Origin of the sequence: Tenggerimyces flavus (genome assembly GCF_016907715.1) — a bacterium.
In the GTDB taxonomy this organism is placed as follows: Bacteria; Actinomycetota; Actinomycetes; order Propionibacteriales; family Actinopolymorphaceae; genus Tenggerimyces; species Tenggerimyces flavus.
In genome coordinates, this window is record NZ_JAFBCM010000001.1 from 8444711 (window position 1) to 8463929 (window position 19219).

The window sequence follows — 19219 nt, forward strand, 5'->3', positions numbered from 1 at the left end:
GTAAGCGCGCCGTGGGAGGATGCCTTTGATGCCAGAATCGTCACTCCACGCACCCGTGCTCGACTGGTACGCGACCCACCAGCGCGACCTGCCGTGGCGCCGCCCGGACGCGTCGGCCTGGGACGTGCTGGTCAGCGAGATCATGCTGCAGCAGACGCCGGTCGTGCGCGTGTTGCCGGCGTACGTGGCGTGGCTGGCCCGCTGGCCGACGCCCGCCGCGCAGGCCAAGGACGCGCCCGGCGAGGCGGTCCGGCAGTGGGGTCGGCTCGGCTACCCCCGGCGCGCGCTGCGCCTGCACGCGGCGGCGGTGGCGATCACGGCGCGTCACGACGGGGTCGTGCCGGACGAGTACGAGGCGCTGCTGGCCCTGCCCGGAGTCGGCGAGTACACCGCCTCCGCCGTGGCGTCCTTCGCATACCGGCAGCGGCATCCCGTGCTCGACACCAACGTCCGCCGCGTGCTCGCGCGGGTCGTGGCCGGTGTGCAGTACCCGCCGCAGTCGACCACGGCGACCGAACGGCGGACCGCTGTCGACCTGCTGCCCGAGGACGCCGACACCGCCGCGACCTGGGGCGTCGCGGTGATGGAGATCGGCGCGGTCGTCTGCTCGGCGCGCTCCCCGCGCTGCGACGACTGCCCGATCGCGACGCTGTGCGCGTGGCGGTTGGCGGGGCGGCCGGCGTACGACGGACCGGCGCGGCGGAGGCAGACGTACGAGGGGACCGACCGGCAGTGCCGCGGCCGGCTGTTGAAGGTGCTGCGAGAAGCTCCCGGTCCCGTTCGCCGTTCTGCCCTGGAGGCGGTGTGGCCGGACGCCGTTCAACGCGAACGTGCGCTAGATGGGCTCGTCGCCGACGGCCTGGTCGACCCGTTGCCGAACGGACGCTTCGCCTTACCCGGTTAGCTCCCCCCGATGGCGGCAGCTTGTGGCCTGGCATCTGGTTGCCTGGCCCGGAGTCGTGAAGAATTTCTGACGGAGAACGAGCATGACCCGTAGGTATCTGCCATCGAACCCGTTCAGGGAGCAGTGATGAGACGCCTCGCCTTGTTGTGTACCGCGGCCCTCCTGGCCGTCGTCGTGTGCATGTCCGCCACCGCGCAGGCCGCCGCGGCCTGGCCGACCGTCCGCCAGAACGACCGCGGGCCGAACGTTCAGACCGTGCAGTACCTGGTCAGCGCGCACGGGTTCGCGACCACCGCCGACGGCATCTTCGGGCCGAACACCGCCACCCAGGTGAAGGCGTTCCAGACGTCGAAGGGCCTGACCGCGGACGGGATCGTCGGGCCGCTGACGTGGGGGCAGCTCGCGATCACCGTTCAGGAGGGCAGCACCGGCGACGCCGTACGGGGCGCCCAGGTGCAACTCGCCAAGCACGGCTACGCGGTCGCCGTGGACGGGCAGTACGGGACGGGGACGGCGGACGCCGTACGCGACTTCGAGGGCAAGCACGCGCTGCCGGTCAACGGCGTCGTCGAGGCCGACACCTGGCGCGAGCTGACCGGCAACTCCGGCGGCAACCACTCGCTGCCGATCCCGCGCGCGTCCGCGCCGCGGAGCGAGTACGACGACCCGCACCACGACTACCCGGCGATCGACCTGCAGGTCCCGACCGGCACCGACGTGTTCGCCGTGACCGGCGGCTCGGCGTTCCCGATCGGCGGAACGACCAGCAGCTGCGGGCTCGGCGTGCAGGTCGACGGCTCGGACGGCGCGGAGTACCGGTACTGCCACCTGTCGGCGCGCGCGATGTCCGGCCGGATTACGGTCGCGGCGGGCGCGAAGCTCGGCGACAGCGGGAACACGGGCAACTCGACCGGGCCGCACCTGCACCTGCAGATCCGCTTCGGTGGCGCCCTGCGCTGCCCGCAGGCGATGCTGCTGGCGATCTACGACGGCGCCTCGGTGCCGACGCCGGGCCAGCTCGCCACGTCCGGCTGCTCGAACTGACGTCCCACTACCGTTGGCGGACGTGACCTTCGACCCTGGAGCTTCGATCGCCCGCCGCGACATCCACCACGACAGAGTCTGGTCCGTGTGGCCGTGCCGGGTCCTCTCCGACACGGCCACCCGGCTCGTGGTCGCCCGTTGGCCCGGCGCGGTCGGGTACGGGAACAAGGACTGGATCCGCTGGCTCAGGACCGGCGACGACACCGGACGGAAGTCCGCGATCGCCTCCCTCGCCGACAACAGCTGGGAACTCGCCCCCTGGCCGTGGCAGTGGACCACGAAGGTGATCTCGCACCTGCCCGGCAAGTACTTCAGCGTCGACGTGACCATTCCCGTCGACGGCATGCCGCTGAGCTGGTACGTGAACTTCGAGCGCCCGTTCCGGCGCACCGCGATCGGCATCGACACGCTCGACCTCGCACTGGACCTCGTAGTCGCCGAGGACCTGACGTATGCGTGGAAGGACCTCGACGAGTACGACCGGGCCCGCCGGCTCGGCATCATCGACGACACCGAGCACCAGCAGGTCGAGGCCGCCCGAGAGGAGGTCGTCGACCTGATCGAACATGGCAACGGCCCGTTCACCGACGACTGGAGCGAGTGGCGCCCGTCGCCCGAATGGAAACTCCCGACCCTGCCCGACGGCGCCCTGACCGTCGCAGACATGGCCTAGGTTCGCCACCATGATCGCGAGGATGTGGATCGGCTGGGCCCCACTCGCCACGGCCGACGACTACCAACGCCACTACGAGGCGGAGGTGGCCAGCCACCTCCGCCAGGTCGCGGGCTTCCGCGGCGCCCGCCTCTTCCGGGTGGAGGAGGCGGGCGAGGTGCGGTTCACCTCGATCACGTTCTTCGACTCACTCGACGCCGTCCGTGGCTTCGCCGGCTCGAACTACGAGCTGGCCGTGGTCGAGGACGAGGCCGCGCGTGTCCTTTCCCGGTGGGACGAACGCGTCACCCACCACGAGGTCGCGGTCGACCTGCTCTAGGTCATGGTCAGACGCCGCTGGCGCCGAGGTCGAGGGTCGGGCCGGGCGGTTGGTTGGTGCCGACCTGGCCGAACGTCGCCCAGGTGTCACCAGTGCGGGTGGAGTGCAGGACGGCGGTCTCGGTCGCCACGACGAGGTGGAGGGCGTTCGCGACGCTCGCCGCCGAGATACTGGTGACGGCTCCGGTGACGCCGTTCGTCGGGATGGCCGTGAACGCCGACCAGGTCGCGCCGGTCTTCGTCGCGGTCGCGATCGCCTCGCCCTGGTTGGCCGTCGCGACCAGCGTCAAGGTGCCGTTGACGTCGGTGAGACTGACCTTGTCCGCCGTACCCGTTAGGCCGGGCACGGGCGCGAACGGTGACCAGGTGCCGTCGGCCTGCCTCGTGGCCGAGTGCAGCGCCCCGTCGGCGACGACCGCCACGTGCAGCAGGCCTCCGACCTCAGTGGCCGCGACGTCGGTGACCTCGCCGGGCGGCGTACCGGCAACGGCGAACGCGTCCACGAACGGCGACCATGTCAAGTCCGCCTTGCGCGTCGCCCACGAGAGCCGCGTTCCGTCATCGGTGACTGCGAAAACGTGCAGCTCGCCGCCGACTCCGGCGGCAGCCACCGACGACACCGCGCCGCACTCGCCGATCTTGGCGATGCCGTCCCAGAACCCGTTCGCGTGTCGCGCGGTCACGAACACCCGCCCGGACACGACCGAGACGACCGCGAGATCCGTTCCCAGCTTGGTCGTCGCGACCAGGCTCGTCGTCCCGGGGTTGCCGGTTTCCCCGTACACGTTGCCGAAAGCGGTCCAGGCGCCGTTCGCCCGGCGCAGCGAGTGCCAGAGCCCACCGTTCGCCTGCGAGATCACCTGCAGCTCCGCGCCGGTCGCGGCCGGCGCGACGTCGCGGTTGCCGATCCACGAGCCGACGCCGAAGACAGCGAGAACGAGCGCTGCCGCGACGACGCCGATCCCCACCTGGGCAAGAGTCTTACGCATCGCTGCCTCCCCGGAGTCGCAGCAACGTGGCGGCGCCTGGCCCGACCGTCACCGGTATTCGGCTGGGATCTCGCAGCTCCACATAGGAGTTCGTCCCCGGATCGAACCGGTCGGCCCTTCGTACCTTCCGCGCCTCGGTGCGCAGCTGGACCGTCGTGCTCTGCTTGTGCGAACGGTTGGCGACCAGCAGCCATCGCGTGTCGGCCTGGGCGGAGTCAGGGCTGGCGAAGCGACCGAGGATCACTGCGCCGCCGGTCACCGACCGCAGGTACGCGTCGGGGGTGAAGGGGGTCGTCGCCGGTGGGAGGTGCGTCTCGTTCGCGTGCACGACGAGCTCGGAGACGAGCGGCTTGAGCTGCCTTCCTACCTGCGGGAGCCAGCTGGTGTTGATCTCCTGGGAGAAGTCGTACCGCGGCGTACGCTGCCCGTCGATGGTGATGAGCGCCGGCTGGAACCCCTCGCCGCGGGCGGGATCGGGCGTCCAGTAGGTGAAGTACTGGATGCCCTTCGCGCCGTACGCGAGCGAGACGTTGATCTGCCAGAGCAGCTCTTCCTTGGTCGGCGAGCGGTGGTTGTTGTACGCGAGGGTCTGGATGTACACCCAGGTGGGGAGATTCGCTGTCAACCCGGCCTTGCGGATCTGCACCCAGTTCTGGAAGTAGTTGAGGTCGTCGGATCCGTCGGCCAGCAGTGGGTAGCGGTCGAACGAGATCAGCGGCGGCTTCGTCTGCTTGACGTACTCGCCGACGTAGGTGTCGTAGTCGGGGCCCTGGCCGGGGAGCAGGTTCGAGTACGGCAGCGCGGTGGGGCCGAGCTCGCGGACAATCTGGGTGGCCTTGCCGAGCGTCGGGTAGTTCACCGGGAACGGCTCGTCGAACAGGTTGAAGCCGGCGAACGAGACGTGCCGGCTGTAGCGGCCGAGGGCGCGCTGGATGTGCGTTCTGGCGTCGGCGATCGTGATGGAGTTCGGGACCGTACGGTCGTCGTTGATCGTGAACAGCCTGGTGACCGCCTTGACACCCGGATCGTCGGCGACGAGGACCTGGAGCCCAGCCTGGTCGGCCTGGGTGAGGGCGTAGTCGGTGATGAACTCGTCGAACAGGTAGTTGCCGGTGACGACGAACGTGAAGCCGGCGTCCTTGATCTCCTGGTAGCGGTCCCGGTTGGTCTCGAACGGTGGCGGCGGCCAGAAGATGCCGATCGGGAACTCGGGGCCGCCGACGAGCGGCAGGTTCGAGCAGTCCGCACTGACGGCTGCCGCTGGTTCGGCTGCCGCGGCGCCGGCTTGGCGGTTGGCGCTGGCCGCGAGTGGGGCGGCGGCCGCGGCCAGCGAGGCCCCGATAGCCGCGGCGCGGAGTACGTCGCGCCGGCTGAGACTCAACGAGGACGTGGTGACGTCATGATCCGACACGGTAGGCCTCCCCCTCGAACCGTGAAATCCGCGCCGGAGGTTGTTTCCGCGGCGCGGCGGTGCCAGGTGAGCCTTTTGCAACGTTGAGTCGCTGTCAACCGCTGTTCGCGACCGTGACCGGGACAGTCCACCATCGGCCGCTCGGTCAGGGCGAGGCCGCGAACGTCTTGGGTCGGGGGCACCCCGGTCCGAACCTATGGGACCAGGGCGCCCCTCACCCCACCTCCGCCACCTGCCCGTGATCATGAACGTGATCATGAAGGCAAACCCGGCGTATACGACCGGTTCGGCTTCATGATCACGTTCATGATCACGGGCGTGGGGGCAGTTGGGCGGGTGGGCCCGGCGTTTGGGACGAGGGTGCCCCCGACCCAATCGACAAGGCGCGACGTGGTGGGGGGTGGCGGGGATGGCGCCAGGGAACGGCGAAGCCCCCGGTGACCGTGGAGGTCGCCGGGGGCTTCGTCGTCGTACTAGAGAGGGTGCCTAGCCCTCCTGGGCCGTCTGGCCGGGCTCGCTGCCGGACGCCGAGGCGCTGACCGGCGGGAGCTCGGGGACGGGGGCCGTGGTGGTCCCCACGAAGGTGAACGTCGCCTTGGCGCCCTCACCCTCGATGTCGACCAGAACCAACTGGCCGGCGTGGAGCTCGCCGAACAGCAGCTTCTCGGCCAGCGTGTCCTCGATCTCGCGCTGGACCGTCCGGCGCAGCGGCCGGGCGCCCATGACTGGGTCCCAGCCACGGTCGGCCAGCAACTGCTTGGCGGCCGGCGTGAGCTCGATGCCCATGGCCTTGCTCTTGAGCCGCTCCTCGACCTCGGCGATGTTGAGGTCGACGATCGAGAGGATCTCCTCCCGCGTGAACGGCGGGAAGACGATGATCTCGTCGACGCGGTTGAGGAACTCGGGCCGGAAGTGCTGCTTGAGCTCCTCCTGGACCCGGACCTTCATCCGGTCGTACGACCCGGTGGAGTCGTTCGACTGCGTGAAGCCGAGGTTGACACCCTTCGCGATGTCCTTGGTCCCGAGGTTCGTGGTCATGATGATCACGGTGTTCTTGAAGTCGACCACCCGACCCTGAGCGTCGGTGAGCCGGCCTTCCTCGAGGATCTGGAGCAACGAGTTGAAGATCTCCGGGTGCGCCTTCTCGATCTCGTCGAACAGGACCACCGAGAACGGCTTGCGCCGCACCTTCTCGGTCAGCTGGCCGCCCTCGTCGTACCCGACGTAGCCGGGAGGCGAGCCGAACAGCCGGGAGACCGTGTGCTTCTCGGAGTACTCCGACATGTCCAGCGCGATCAGCGAGTGCTCGTCGCCGAACAGGAACTCCGCGAGGATCTTCGACAGGTGCGTCTTACCGACACCGGACGGGCCGGCGAAGATGAACGAGCCGGACGGGCGCTTCGGGTCCTTCAGACCCGCACGCGTACGCCGGATCGACTTGGCGAGCGCGTGGACCGCGTCCTCCTGGCCGATGTAGCGCCTGTGCAGCTCGTCTTCCATCTTGAGCAGTCGCTGGGACTCCTCTTCGGTGAGCCGGAACACCGGGATGCCGGTCGCGTTCGACAGCACCTCCGCGATCAGCTCCTCGTCGACCTCGGCGACGACGTCCATGTCGCCGGCCTTCCACTGCTTCTCGCGCTCGGCCTTCTGCGCGATGAGCTTCTTCTCCTCATCCCGCAGCCCGGCCGCACGCTCGAAGTCCTGGGCGTCGATCGCGGCTTCCTTGTCGCGGCGAACGTTGGCGATCCGCTCGTCGAACTCGCGCAGGTCCGGCGGCGCGGTCATGCGGCGGATCCGCAGCCGCGAGCCGGCCTCGTCGATGAGGTCGATCGCCTTGTCCGGGAGATACCGGTCGGAGATGTACCGTTCGGACATCTCGGCCGCGGCCACCAGCGCCTGGTCGGTGATCGTGACCCGGTGGTGCGCCTCGTACCGGTCCCGCTGGCCCTTGAGCATCTCGATCGTCAGCGCGATCGACGGCTCCTCGACCCGGATCGGCTGGAAACGGCGCTCCAGCGCGGCGTCCTTCTCGAGGTACTTGCGGTACTCGTCGAGCGTCGTGGCACCGATCGTCTGCAGCTCACCGCGGGCGAGCATCGGCTTGAGGATCGACGCGGCGTCGATGGCGCCCTCAGCCGCCCCAGCGCCGACGAGCGTGTGCAGCTCGTCGATGAACAGGATGATGTCGCCGCGGGTACGGATCTCCTTCAGCACCTTCTTCAGGCGCTCCTCGAAGTCACCGCGGTACCGCGACCCGGCCACCAGCGCGCCCAGGTCGAGGCTGTAGATCTGCTTCTCCTTGAGCGTCTCGGGAACGTCGCCGCGCACGATCTGCTGCGCGAGACCCTCCACGATCGCGGTCTTGCCGACGCCCGGCTCGCCGATCAGCACGGGGTTGTTCTTGGTACGGCGGGACAGCACCTGCATGACCCGCTCGATTTCCTTCTCTCGCCCGATGACCGGGTCGAGCTTGCCCTCGCGGGCGCCCTGCGTGTAGTTGCGGCCGAACTGGTCCAGCACCAAGGAACCCTGCGGCGAGCTCTCGCCGGCCGCGCCTGTACCGGCGCTGGCGGTCTCCTTGCCCTGGTAGCCCGACAGCAGCTGGATGACCTGCTGGCGCACCCGGCCCAGGTCGGCGCCGAGCTTGACCAGCACCTGGGCGGCCACACCCTCGCCCTCACGGATGAGGCCGAGCAGGATGTGCTCGGTGCCGATGTAGTTGTGGCCGAGCTGGAGTGCTTCCCGCAGCGACAGCTCGAGGACCTTCTTGGCCCTCGGCGTGAACGGGATGTGCCCGGACGGGGCCTGCTGGCCCTGGCCGATGATCTCTTCCACCTGGGCGCGAACAGCTTCCAGCGAGATCCCCAGGCTCTCGAGCGCCTTCGCGGCCACTCCTTCGCCTTCGTGGATCAGCCCGAGCAGGATGTGCTCGGTGCCGATGTAGTTGTGGCTGAGCATCCTGGCTTCTTCTTGGGCCAGGACGACAACCCGCCTCGCTCGGTCGGTAAATCTCTCGAACATCTCTCGCTCCCCGGATGGAGACGGTCTCGGGGCTGGGGTCCTTCCCCGCCTCCTGCTTGTTCATGCTAGTCCCGGTCGCCACCAGGCCCGGTGTCCATGTCGCGTGCCAGCAGGCATGCGGGGCTGGGGTCCTTCCCCGGCTCTGCCACCTGCTTCTTCATGCTAGTCCCGGTCGCCACCACGCCCGGTGCCCATGTCTCGCAGACTGGACCTTCCGGGCGTGGCAGCAAGCACGTTCTGTAACGGTGTAACTGGCTGACCAGCCTCAGTGTTCCTCGCGTAGGCGTGGAGTGCACACGTTACGCGTGGAGCGAACATGCCCGGTGGAGCCCCTGATCATGCCCCGGATCATGCCCGAGGCCCCCGGGCGATCGTGCCGCGGAGGCCTCGTAGCGGTGGCTGTGCTGATGTGCCCTGGGGTCAGCGGCGGCCCTTGCTCTGGTACGCCTCGATCACGTCCGCCGGGATGCGGCCCCGGTCGCTGACGTCGTAGCCCTGCCCCTTGGCCCAGGCCCGGATGTCGGCCGTCTCGGGCTTGCGGGACCCGCCGCTGCGAGCGGCGGCCTTCGGCGCCCGGCCTCGGGCGGCCCGGCCGCCGACCCGGCGGGCGGAATCGACGTACTGCGAAAAAGCATTGCGAAGCTTCTGTGCGTTCTTGCCCGACAGGTCGATCTCGTACGAGACGCCGTCAAGGGTGAACTTCACACTCTCCTCGGCCTCACTACCATCGAGGTCGTCGATAAGAATGACACTGGTCTTAGTCGCCACCGCTGTTCCCTTCTTCCACTACACACAGGGGCCGGCCCAACTTTAGAGGCAGCAGGCATGGCCAGCAAAGGACCTGCCTGGATTTTCCCACCCTATTTCACCTGGTCAATCCCTGCAAAGGTATCGATCCGGACTCGACAACCCGTTAAACCGACGACTCCGGCTTCAGCAGCGGGAAGAGGATCGTGTCGCGAATGCTGCGAACGCCAGTGAGCAACATCACCAGCCGGTCGATTCCCATACCCATCCCACCCGTGGGCGGCATGCCGTATTCGAGAGCGCGGAGGAAATCCTCGTCCAACTGCATGGCTTCGGGATCGCCACCGGCGGCGCGAACGGATTGTTCCACCAGCCGGTCTCGTTGCTCGACGGGATCCACGAGCTCGGAATAGGCGACGCCCAACTCGACGCCGGCGGCAACGAGGTCGAATGCCTCGCCCAACCGCGGGTCCTTGCGATGCGGCCGGGCGAGCGGGCGTACATCGGCCGGATAGTCGACGACGAACGTCGGTTGGAGCAGGGTGTGCTCCACGAGCTTTTCGAACAGTTCCAAAACGATTTCGCCAGCGGTCCAGCCCGGCTGCAGTTCCACCTGAAGTCGGTTGGCGTAACCCTGCAGCGCCGTTTCGGTGGTGTCCGGAGTCACTTCCTCGCCAACGGCTTGCGAAACGGCTTCGTGGATAGGCAGCCAACGCCACTCGGCCGCGAGGTCGATCTCTCCTCCACGGCCGTCCGGAACGACCGTGTTTCCCAACACGTTCGCGGCGTCCAACACCAACGTCCGGATCAGGTCAGCCATCGTGTGATAGTCGGCAAAGGCCTGGTACGCCTCGAGCATCGTGAACTCGGGCGAGTGCGTCGAGTCGATGCCCTCGTTGCGGAAATTCCGCCCAATCTCGAAAACTCGGTGCACTCCGCCGACGATCAGCCGCTTCAGGTACAGCTCGATCGCGATGCGCAGATAGAAATCGCGGTCGTACGCGTTCACCTTCGTCACGAACGGACGAGCGGCCGCTCCACCGTGGATCGGCTGCAGCAGCGGCGTCTCCACCTCCACGAAGCTCAGTTGGGCGAACGTCTCGCGGATCGAACGGACGACGGCCGACCGCGCCTCCAGCAGCTGGCGCGCCTCCGGCCGGACGATCAGGTCGGCGTAACGCTGCCGAACGCGGGCCTCTTCGGAAAGTGCCTTGTGCGCGACCGGCAATGGGCGAAGCGCTTTGGACACCATGAACCAGCGCGTCGCCGCGATGCTCAATTCGCCGCGACGGCTCGTGATGACCTCACCGGTGACGCCGATGTGGTCGCCGATGTCGACGATCGACTTCCATTCCGCGAGCTCGTCCGCGCCGACTCGGTCCACGCCGATCATCGCCTGCAGCTCGGTGCCGTCGCCGTCGCGAAGCCGTGCGAAACACAGTTTCCCGGTGTTCCGGAGAAAGATGACCCGACCGGTGATTGTCGCCGTATCGCCGGTTTGGTGATCGGCCGGTAACGCGTCGTAAGAGCCGCGGAGTTCGGCCAACGTGTGGGTGGCCGGCACGGAGACCGGATAGGGATCGACGCCGCGCTCGAGCAGCCGAGCCCGCTTCTCCCGGCGAACACGCATCTGTTCGGGGAGGTCGTCCTCGGAATCTGCCGGCTGATCGTGACTGACGTCGGTCATGACAGACAAGGCTACGGTCCCGGCGTGAGAGGGTCGTGATCGGCATCCCGTTGCCGAGAAGGCCAACAAATCAGCTGGAACGGAAGGTCGACGTGACGTTCACTCTGGTCGGACATCGTGGCTCCCTGGGCACCGAGCCCGAGAACACACTTCGTTCATTTCGCCGCGCCGCCGAGGTCGGTGCGGACATGGTCGAGCTGGATCTGCGCGTGACCAGCGACGGACAACTCGTGGTGTTGCACGACCACGACGTCGCGCGCACGACGAACGGTTCGGGCGACATTTCCGCACTTACCCTCGCCGAAGCCAAGCAGTTGGACGCGGGCGAGGGGGAGCGCATTCCTACGTTCGCGGAAGTGCTGGATGTGGTCACGGTTCCAGTCCAGGCCGAGATCAAGGCTCCCGCGGCGACCGCGGGGACGGTGGAGTTGATTCGGGAACGGAATCTGCTCGACCGCGTCTGGGTGATCTCGTTCATCCCGGAGGTGCTCGCCGAAACCCAGCGGATCTGCCCGGAAGCGCATCGCGGCCTGATCTTCGGGGAGGTTCCGGCCGACGCGATCCAGCAGGCGCGTTCGCTGGGTGCGGAAGTGCTGTGCGTGGGGATTTCCTCGCTCACTCCGGAGCTCGCCGAGGAATGTCATTCGAACGGTCTCGACATCTATTCCTGGACCGTGAACTCGCGGGAGCAGCTCGTGCACGCGTTGCGGTGCGGGGCGGACGGGGTGACGTCGGACTTCCCGGAACGGCTGCGCGGTGTGTTGACCGGCGACGACGAGGCCCTGGAGCTGCTCGCGAAGCGCGGCTGAGCCTGTCACTCTGTGGAGAGCGAGCGATTCCATGGAGGTGCACATGGGACAGGTCGAGGTCGTGGACCGCGGAAGCCGCGAGATCGTCGTCTTCCTGCGGGGTGACATCACCAGCGGCATGGCTGCTCAGCTGTCAGCCGCGTTGGACCAGGTCGGGCTGCTCGAACGGGTGGACGACCTGCATCGGGCGGTGGTCGACACCCGGGAAGTCACGGCGTTCGGCCGGGCTGGGGTCGACTTCCTGCGCCGGCTGGAGGCGCGCGGCAAGGCCGAGGACTACGAGGTAGCGCTGTCGATGACCTCCCAGCCGGTGCTCCGGGCCCTGGAGGACGCGCACTGGCCGCACGCGACCGGGCAGGTCGTCTGAGCGACGGCAAATGATCATGTTTACATGATCATTTGCCCCCCCGGGCGTACGCGACAGCTCCTAGCCCGGGCCGTCGCCCGGGCCGGGGACGGCGTCGGCGGGGATCGGCGGGGGTCCGCCGGGGCCGCCGTCGAAGCCGCCGCTCGTTCCCACGAACATGATCATCCCGACCACGAAGATCGCCACGACGACGCCGATCGCGATCGCGAGGTAGCCCATCACCAGGCCGCCGACCGCCATGCCGTGGCCCTCGGTCTTGTTCCGCTTGATCCGGCTCAGAGCGAGGTGCCCGGTGATCACCGCGGGGATCGCCGTGATCCCGGTGAAGAAGCCGAGGATGCCCAGCACGAGCGACGCCACGGCGAGCTGCTCGGGCTCGCGGCGGGGCGCGTAGCCGGGAGGAGGCTGCTGCCAGGTGTTCGCCATCGGCGCCGGGTGGTTGCCAAGGCCGCCGGGCAGGTCGGACGTGACCTGGACGAGCTCGCCGTACGTCCGCGAGGTCATCACGTCGTTGAGCCGCGTGGAGTGCTCGTCGTAGCTCAGCCGGCCCTCCGCGAGGGCGGCCTTCAGGACGTCGGCCGCGCGCTCGCGGTCGTTGTCCGAGGCCCGCATGCCGGGCGAGTCGTGGGTCATCTGCGCGCAGCCCTTCCGTCAGCTTCCGGCGATCCCGGCGATCACGGCCAGGAGGATCAACCCGGTGAACACGTACCCGAGGACCAGCCCGCCGATCGCCATGCCCTTGCCGCCCGCCCCGGACTCCTGGATGCGGCTGAGCGCGACGTGCCCGGTGATGATCGCGGGGATGCCCGTGACACCACAGAACGGAGCCATGATCCCGAGCACCAGCGACGCGGTCGCCATGCCTTCGTTCGGCTTCGGGTGAACGTACGGCTGGTACGGCGTCGCCCACGGGCTGACGGCCCCCGCCGTGGGACGGACGAGCTCACCTGGCGGGCTGAGGGGCATCGGGATGCCGCTCGTCGGCAGGTCGCCGATGACCTGGTGCATCTGGCCGTACGTGCTGGAACGCATGAGCCGGTCGAGACGGGTGCGGTGCTCGTCGAAGTCCAGTCGCCCTTCGGCGAGCGCGGCTTTCAGGACGTCGGCCGCTCGCTCGCGGTCCGCGTCTGATGCTCGTATCGACTGCCAGTCGCTCATTCGTTTCCCCCGGGTGCCCTCCGGATTGCCAACACCAGTCTGACGTCGCCGGCGCCGAGAAGGTGCCCAACCCCGGAACTCCTGTGGATGACGAGCCAATCACAAGCCCTGGCTTACCGCTGAGCGGCACCGACCCACTCCCGGTTTGTGACGCGAGTCACGCCCGGATGCGAGGTCTCGGACGGATCCGGGACGCGCCCGTTCCGGCCCCGATACGCTCGCCGCAAAACCGCACACGGAACTGGTGGGAGGCGACGCTGATGGCCCGGACGGCCCGGTCACGGTTGCGGGTCGGGGTGATCGGCGCGGGTCGCGTCGGCACGGTGCTGGCCTTGGCCCTGCGCAACGCCGGCCACCACCTGGTCGGCGTCTCCACGCACTCCGACCATTCCAGCGTGAAGGCGGCGACCGTCCTCCCGGGCGTGGCCCAGGGCGCGGCCGAGGAGATCGCGCGAACGTCGGAGCTGGTACTGCTCGGCGTACCCGACGACGCGATCGGCCCGGTGGTCGACGAACTGGCGCAGGCGGGCGCCGTGGCGGACGGCCAGTACGTCGTCCACCCGAGCGGCATGCACGGGACCGCCGTCCTCGCGCCGGCCGCCGAGCGCGGCGCGCTCGTCGCCGCGATCCACCCCGCGATGGCGTTCCGCGGCCACTACTCCGACGTCGGCCGGCTGTACGGCTGCGCGATGGGCGTGACCGCGGCGCCGGAGCTGCACGACTTCGTCGAGGGCATCGTGCACGACCTCGGCGGCAACCCGGTCTGGATCGCCGAGGAGGCAAGGGCGGTCTACCACAGCGCGCTCGCCCACGGCGTCAACCACCTCGTGACCGTGATCGCCCAGGCCACCCAGCTGCTGCGCGCGGCCGGCATCCCGGATCCCGCGACGGTGCTCGGGCCGCTCGCGCAGCACGCGCTGACCGACTCGCTCGCGCACGGCGACGCGGCGTTGACCGGCCCGATCGTGCGCGGCGACGCCCAGACCGTGGCCGCGCACCTCGAGGCCGTCTCGCTCACCGCGCCTGCTGTGCTCCCGTCGTACGTCGCGCTGTACGAGGCCACCGTCGAACGCGCGGTCCTCGACGGCAGGCTCTCCGACGAGGCCGCAGCCCAGCTGCGAGCCGTGCTGGACCGGAGCGCGCCGTGAGCACGCCGAAGGTCGTCCGCAGCCGCGCCGACCTCGCGACCGCCGTCGAGGGGCTCCCGCGCCCGCGTGCCGTCGTGATGACGATGGGTGCCCTGCACGACGGTCACGCGATGCTGCTCCGCCGGGCGCGCTCCCTCGCCGACAGCGTGGTGCTGACGATCTTCGTCAACCCGCTGCAGTTCGGCCCCGCCGAGGACTTCGACACGTACCCCCGCACGTTCGACTCCGACCTCGGCATCGCCGCCGCCGAGGACGTCGACCTGGTGTTCGCGCCCACGCCGGACGTCGTCTACCCCAGCCAGCCGCGGGTACGGATCGACCCCGGCCCCCTTGGCAGCGAGCTGGAGGGTGCCGTACGCGAAGGCCACTTCTCCGGCGTCCTCACGGTCGTGGCGAAGCTCCTGCACCTCACCGAACCGGACTTCGCGACGTTCGGCGAGAAGGACTACCAACAGCTGGTGCTGGTCAGGCAGATGGTGAAAGACCTGGACCTGCCGGTCGAGATCGTACCGGTGGAGACCGTCCGGGAGCAGGACGGGCTCGCGCTGTCCTCGCGCAACCGCAACCTCAAGTCGCCGCAGCGCCGCGCGGCCGTGGCGCTCTCGCAGGCGCTGGCAGCAGGAGCCGCCGCGGGCAAGAACGGTGCCGAGGCCGTGCTCGAGGCGGCCGGCAAGGTGCTCGCGGACGAGGGGCTGGTCGACGTCGACTACCTGGAGCTCAGATCGCCGGAGCTGGAACCGGCGCCGGAGTCCGGCCCCGCGCGGCTGCTGGTCGCGGCACGGGTGGGCAAGACACGGCTGATCGACAACGTTCCCGTGGAGCTGTAGGAGGCGCGCAGTGGGAGTTCTGGACTCGTTCGGATTGGCCGGCAAGAAGGCGGTCGTCACCGGCGCGACGCGAGGGTTGGGCCGCGCGTTCGCGGCCGCGCTGGCCGACGCGGGCGCGGACGTCGCGATCACCACGCGGGACCGTTCACAGGCCGACGGCGTGCTGGCCGACGTGGAGGCACGCGGCCGGCAAGGGCTCGTCGTCGAGGGTTCGGTGACGGACCGGGCGGACGTCGAACGGATGACCGGCGAGGTGCTCGCGGCGTTCGGGCGGATCGACGTTCTGGTGAACAACGCCGGCGACTGCATCCACAAGCCGGCGCTGGACGTGCCGGACGCGGAGTTCCACCAGATCATCGACGCCAACCTGTTCGGCGTCTGGCTGTGCAGCACGGTCGTCGCGCGCTCGATGATCGAGGCGGGCGGCGGCGTGATCGTGAACATCGGCTCGATCTCGGCGCTGATCGTCAACCGACCGCAGTGGCAGCCCGCGTACAACGCCTCCAAGGCCGCGGTCCACCAGCTCACCAAGTCGCTCGCCGCCGAGTGGGCGCTGTCCGGGATCCGCGTGAACGCGCTCGCGCCGGGCTACGTGAAGACCGACATGGCGCCGGTCGACCGGCCGGAGTTCCAGCAGCACTGGGTGCAGGACCCGCCGATGCAGAGGTACGCGTCGCCGGAGGAGATCGCGCCGAGCGTGATCTACCTGGCCAGCGACGCGTCCTCGTTCATGACCGGGTCCGTTCTCGTCGTCGACGGCGGCTACACCGTCTGGTGACCTACTCCTCGGCGAGCGCCGCGGCCGGCTTGACGCGGACGGCGCGGCGGGCGGGGAGGACAGAGGCGAGCAGGCCGGCGACCAGGGCCACGCCGGCGACCAGGGCGAGGGTGCCGTACGGGACGCCGTACGCCATCCTGCCACCGACCGCCTGGCCGACCAGCGTGGCCGCGCCCGCAAACCCGTACAGCAGGCCCAGCGGGATCCCTAGCACGATCGCGACCGACGCGACCAGTACCGCCTCGCCCGCGAGCGTGCGGCGCAGCTGCCCCTTGGTGAGGCCGAGCGCCCGGAGCAGTGCCTGCTCCCGCGTCCGTTCGAGGACCGACAGGCTGAGCGTGTTGCCCACGCCGACCAGCGCGATCAGCACCGCGACGGCGAGCAGCCCGGTGGCCACGAGCAGCAGGATGTTCATCAGGTCGTAGTACTCCGCGCGCATCTTCGCGCCGCCCTCGATCCGGCCGTCGACGCCGATCGCGGACTCCAACCCGTGCACTGTCTTGGTCAGATCCGCGCTGTCGGAGGCACGCGCCCAGACCGCGACCTCCCCGGCGTCCGGTGCCACCCGCGCGAGGTCGCGCGGGGTGAGTACGACGCCGTTCGCCTCGCTGAACCCGCCACCGACGCGCACCTGGAATATGCCCTTGCCGGCCGGCGTGCTGACGGTCAGTGACCCGCCCTGCTTGACGCCGAGCTCCTCCGCGATCCCCTCGGGCAGCACGGCGACGCCGTCGCGGAGCCCGTCGAACGTGTCGGTGCTGCGCAGCACCGTGGCCGCGGCGGCCGGGTCGATGCCGAACAGCTGCAGGTCCTGCTCGCCGACCTTGCCGATCGCCCCGGTCACGACCGTCTGGGCCGACAGCCCGTCCACGCCCTCGACCGCGTCGATCGTCGACCGCGGGAGAGTGTCCCCCACTGCTCGCACCGCGATGTCGAGCGGGAAGTTCGCGGCGAGCGCCTTGATCGTCGTCCGTTCCACGGTCAGCGCGCCGACGCTCATCATCACGATCAGCGTCACGCCGACGAGCAGCGCCGTGGAGGTGGCCGCGGTCCGGCCGGGGTTGCGTACGGCGTTCGTCGAGGCGACCCGCGCCGGCACCCCGCCGAGACTGGTCGTGACGAGGCTGACCAGCCGGATGACCGCGGGCGCGAGGACGGGTCCGAGCAGGAGGATGCCGAAGAACGAGAGCAACCCGCCGCCGATGCCCAGCGGCAGCGCTCCACTGTCCGCGCCGAGCTTGAGCCCCGCGGCACCACCGACCAGCACCACCAGCGCGATGACCAGCCGCACCACACCGCCGCGCGATCGGACCGAGACCGCGAGGTCCGGCCGCAGCGCCGCGAGCGGCGAGACCCGGGTCGCCTTGCTCGCCGGCAGCAGCGCGGCGAGCACGGTCGTCACGAGCCCGACGGCGATCGGGATCAGCACGCTCGAGGCCGTCACCTCGAGGGTGCCGAGCTGCAGGTCCGGTCCGAGCTGCTTGACGCCGAGCGTGGTGATCGCCGCCAGTGCCGTCCCCACCGCGACACCGACGAGCGAGGCGATCGTTCCGACGAGGAACGACTCGAGCAGCACGCCGCGGAACACCTGGCGCCGGTTCGCGCCGACGCACCGCAGCAGCGCGAGCTCGCGGGTCCGTTGGGCGAGCACGATCGTGAACGTGTTCGAGACGACGAGACCAGCGACGAACACCGAGATCGCCGCGAACCCGAGCAGCACCGCGCCCATCACGTCGAACCCGCCGGTGACGTCCAGGGCCTCCGCCTCGGCCGCCTCCGCGCCCGTGTTCACCTGTGCTGTGTCGCCGAGCGCCGCGGCGAGGCGCTCGCGGAGCTGGTCGACGTCGACGCCTTCCTTCGCGCTGACCAGCACCCTCGACGGACCGCCTTCGCCGCCGAGCGCTGTGGCGGTCGCGCCGAACAGCTGCACGTCGTTGTCCCAACGACGACCGCTCGTTCCCGCGCTGATGCCGACGACCTCGTACTGCTTGGCCTTCCCGTCCGCGCCCCAGATGCTGACCTCGCTGCCGAGCGCGAGCTGACGGTCGTCGGCGGCGAACTTGCCGACGACGATCTCGTCCGCCTTCGTGGGGAACCTGCCCCGCGCCAGCTGCTCCCAGCGCAGGTCGGGGCTGGCGGGGACCGTTCCCGCCTGGACCCAGTTCACGGTGCCGTTGCCGAACGAGGCCTTGAGGTACGGCCGGTCCAGGCCCGCGACGGAGGCGACTCCGTCGACCTTGGTGACCTTGTTCTCGTCGAGCGAGTCTCCGTTGGCCGAGACGACCAGGTCGGCCTTGACGAACGGGGCGCCCGCGGCCTTCGTCAAGGCTGAGTTGGCAGAGGACAGAACCATCAGCGCGGCCGCGACGAAGCCGACGCCGAGCACGATCGCGAGCATGCCGGCGACGTACCGCCGGCCGTGGCCCTTGATCGAGGCGAGGACGACCGTGCGCACCTCAGACCCCCAGCCGGCTGATCGCGGTGAGGACGTCCTCGGCGGTCGGGTCGTCGATGTCGCCCGCGACGTTCCCGTCGGCGATGACCACCACGCGGTTCGCGTACGACGCGGCGACCGGGTCGTGGGTGACCATGACGACGGTCTGGCCGAGCTCGCGTACGGACTGACGGAGGAAGCTGAGGACCTCGGCACCGGTCTTGGAGTCCAGGTTGCCGGTCGGCTCGTCGGCGAAAACCACGTCCGGCTTGGTGATCAGGGCACGTGCGAGCGCGACCCGCTGCTGCTGCCCGCCGGACAGCTCGGACGGGCGGTGGTTCATCCGGTCCTGGAGGCTGAGCACCTCGACCAGGCTGTCGATCCACTGATTGTCGGGCTTGCGACCGGCGAGCTCCAACGGGAGCAGGAGATTCTGCTCGGCGGTGAGCGTCGGGAGCAGGTTGAACGACTGGAACAGGAAGCCCACGCGTTCGCGCCGGAGCTTGGTGAGCTGGTTGTCGTTGAGCTTGGTGAGGTCGGTGTCGCCGATCCGGACGCTGCCGCTGGTGACCTCGTCGAGCCCGGCGAGGCAGTGCATGAGCGTGGACTTGCCGGACCCGGACGGTCCCATGATCGCGGAGAAGCGGCCGGCCTCGAACCCGACGGTCACCCCGTCGAGGGCACGGACAGCGGTGGGACCGGAGCCGTAGATCTTGACGACGTCGCTGGTACTCGCGGCGATCCGCGCAGTCGTTTCGGTTGCCGGCGCAGGGGGCATCGGCGCAGGGGTTCTGTTCACTTGCCAGACGCTAAGGCTCGGGCGGGGTCGGCAGCGTCAGCCTCACGTGGGGGATCAGGTCCCCCTCGCGGCGGACCCCATGCGACCTCCGGCGTACGGCCGGCC

General features: G+C 69.4%; 18 protein-coding genes. 9 read left to right on the top strand and 9 right to left on the bottom strand.

Annotated elements, in window-relative coordinates; genetic code table 11:
• Positions 1 to 28: 28 nt before the first annotated feature.
• From JOD67_RS39360 to JOD67_RS39375, 4 genes are all read left to right on the top strand, one after another.
• The gene (locus JOD67_RS39360) at positions 29 to 904 is read left to right on the top strand and encodes an iron-sulfur binding domain-containing protein (RefSeq protein WP_205122742.1); all 876 of its coding nucleotides are present in this window, start codon (positions 29 to 31) and stop codon (positions 902 to 904) included.
• Between the two features lie 126 nt (positions 905 to 1030).
• A complete protein-coding gene (locus JOD67_RS39365) occupies positions 1031 to 1948 on the top strand; it encodes a peptidoglycan-binding protein (RefSeq protein WP_205122743.1) in 918 nt (305 codons plus the stop codon).
• 22 nt (positions 1949 to 1970) lie between these two features.
• Positions 1971 to 2621 carry a DUF402 domain-containing protein gene (locus JOD67_RS41615; RefSeq protein ID WP_205122744.1) on the top strand — a complete coding sequence of 217 codons (651 nt, stop codon included), beginning with the start codon at positions 1971 to 1973 and terminating at the stop codon, positions 2619 to 2621.
• A 10-nt stretch (positions 2622 to 2631) separates the two neighbouring features.
• Complete coding sequence (locus JOD67_RS39375) at positions 2632 to 2940, top strand: antibiotic biosynthesis monooxygenase family protein (RefSeq protein WP_205122745.1); 309 nt, start codon at positions 2632 to 2634, stop codon at positions 2938 to 2940.
• 7 nt (positions 2941 to 2947) lie between these two features.
• Here the strand turns inward: JOD67_RS39375 and JOD67_RS39380 are convergent, their stop codons facing one another.
• The 5 genes from JOD67_RS39380 to lysS all read right to left on the bottom strand — a co-directional run bounded on the left by JOD67_RS39380 (position 2948) and on the right by lysS (position 10794).
• Positions 2948 to 3928 carry a hypothetical protein gene (locus JOD67_RS39380; RefSeq protein ID WP_205122746.1) on the bottom strand — a complete coding sequence of 327 codons (981 nt, stop codon included), beginning with the start codon at positions 3926 to 3928 and terminating at the stop codon, positions 2948 to 2950.
• Positions 3921 to 5339, bottom strand: a complete 1419-nt coding sequence (locus JOD67_RS39385; protein WP_307782715.1) for a hypothetical protein — start codon at positions 5337 to 5339, stop codon at positions 3921 to 3923. Before JOD67_RS39385 ends, JOD67_RS39380 begins: the two co-directional genes overlap by 8 nt.
• Before the next feature lie 486 nt (positions 5340 to 5825).
• Complete coding sequence (locus tag JOD67_RS39390; RefSeq protein ID WP_205122747.1) at positions 5826 to 8360, bottom strand: ATP-dependent Clp protease ATP-binding subunit; 2535 nt, start codon at positions 8358 to 8360, stop codon at positions 5826 to 5828.
• 420 nt (positions 8361 to 8780) lie between these two features.
• Positions 8781 to 9128: a histone-like nucleoid-structuring protein Lsr2 gene (locus JOD67_RS39395; protein ID WP_205122748.1), complete on the bottom strand. Its 348-nt coding sequence runs from the start codon at positions 9126 to 9128 to the stop codon at positions 8781 to 8783.
• Between the two features lie 145 nt (positions 9129 to 9273).
• Positions 9274 to 10794 (bottom strand): lysine--tRNA ligase, encoded by a 1521-nt coding sequence (gene lysS, locus JOD67_RS39400; protein WP_205122749.1) that lies wholly within the window; start codon positions 10792 to 10794, stop codon positions 9274 to 9276.
• Positions 10795 to 10886: 92 nt separating this feature from the next.
• On the opposite strand from lysS, the gene JOD67_RS39405 reads away from it, so the two are divergent.
• Positions 10887 to 11603 (top strand): glycerophosphodiester phosphodiesterase, encoded by a 717-nt coding sequence (locus JOD67_RS39405; RefSeq protein WP_205122750.1) that lies wholly within the window; start codon positions 10887 to 10889, stop codon positions 11601 to 11603.
• A gap of 43 nt (positions 11604 to 11646) precedes the next feature.
• Entirely contained in the window at positions 11647 to 11970 is a 324-nt protein-coding gene (locus tag JOD67_RS39410; protein WP_205122751.1) for an STAS domain-containing protein, read from the top strand.
• A 60-nt stretch (positions 11971 to 12030) separates the two neighbouring features.
• Here the strand turns inward: JOD67_RS39410 and JOD67_RS39415 are convergent, their stop codons facing one another.
• On the bottom strand, positions 12031 to 12603 hold the full coding sequence (locus JOD67_RS39415) for a DUF1707 and DUF4190 domain-containing protein (protein ID WP_205122752.1): 573 nt from the start codon (positions 12601 to 12603) through the stop codon (positions 12031 to 12033).
• Positions 12604 to 12621: 18 nt separating this feature from the next.
• A complete protein-coding gene (locus JOD67_RS39420) occupies positions 12622 to 13128 on the bottom strand; it encodes a DUF1707 and DUF4190 domain-containing protein (RefSeq protein ID WP_205122753.1) in 507 nt (168 codons plus the stop codon).
• Between the two features lie 260 nt (positions 13129 to 13388).
• On the opposite strand from JOD67_RS39420, the gene JOD67_RS39425 reads away from it, so the two are divergent.
• From JOD67_RS39425 to JOD67_RS39435, 3 genes are read left to right on the top strand one after another with little or no spacing between them, the layout of a single operon-like run.
• The gene (locus JOD67_RS39425) at positions 13389 to 14276 is read left to right on the top strand and encodes a Rossmann-like and DUF2520 domain-containing protein (RefSeq protein ID WP_205122754.1); all 888 of its coding nucleotides are present in this window, start codon (positions 13389 to 13391) and stop codon (positions 14274 to 14276) included.
• Complete coding sequence (gene panC, locus JOD67_RS39430; protein ID WP_205122755.1) at positions 14273 to 15103, top strand: pantoate--beta-alanine ligase; 831 nt, start codon at positions 14273 to 14275, stop codon at positions 15101 to 15103. The genes JOD67_RS39425 and panC overlap by 4 nt, the downstream gene beginning before the upstream one ends.
• A 10-nt stretch (positions 15104 to 15113) precedes the next feature.
• A complete protein-coding gene (locus JOD67_RS39435) occupies positions 15114 to 15881 on the top strand; it encodes an SDR family NAD(P)-dependent oxidoreductase (protein ID WP_205122756.1) in 768 nt (255 codons plus the stop codon).
• Between the two features lies 1 nt (position 15882).
• Here the strand turns inward: JOD67_RS39435 and JOD67_RS39440 are convergent, their stop codons facing one another.
• Complete coding sequence (locus JOD67_RS39440) at positions 15883 to 18336, bottom strand: ABC transporter permease (RefSeq protein WP_205122757.1); 2454 nt, start codon at positions 18334 to 18336, stop codon at positions 15883 to 15885.
• Position 18337: 1 nt separating this feature from the next.
• Positions 18338 to 19093, bottom strand: a complete 756-nt coding sequence (locus JOD67_RS39445) for an ABC transporter ATP-binding protein (RefSeq protein WP_205123361.1) — start codon at positions 19091 to 19093, stop codon at positions 18338 to 18340.
• Between the last annotated feature and the right edge of the window lie 126 nt (positions 19094 to 19219).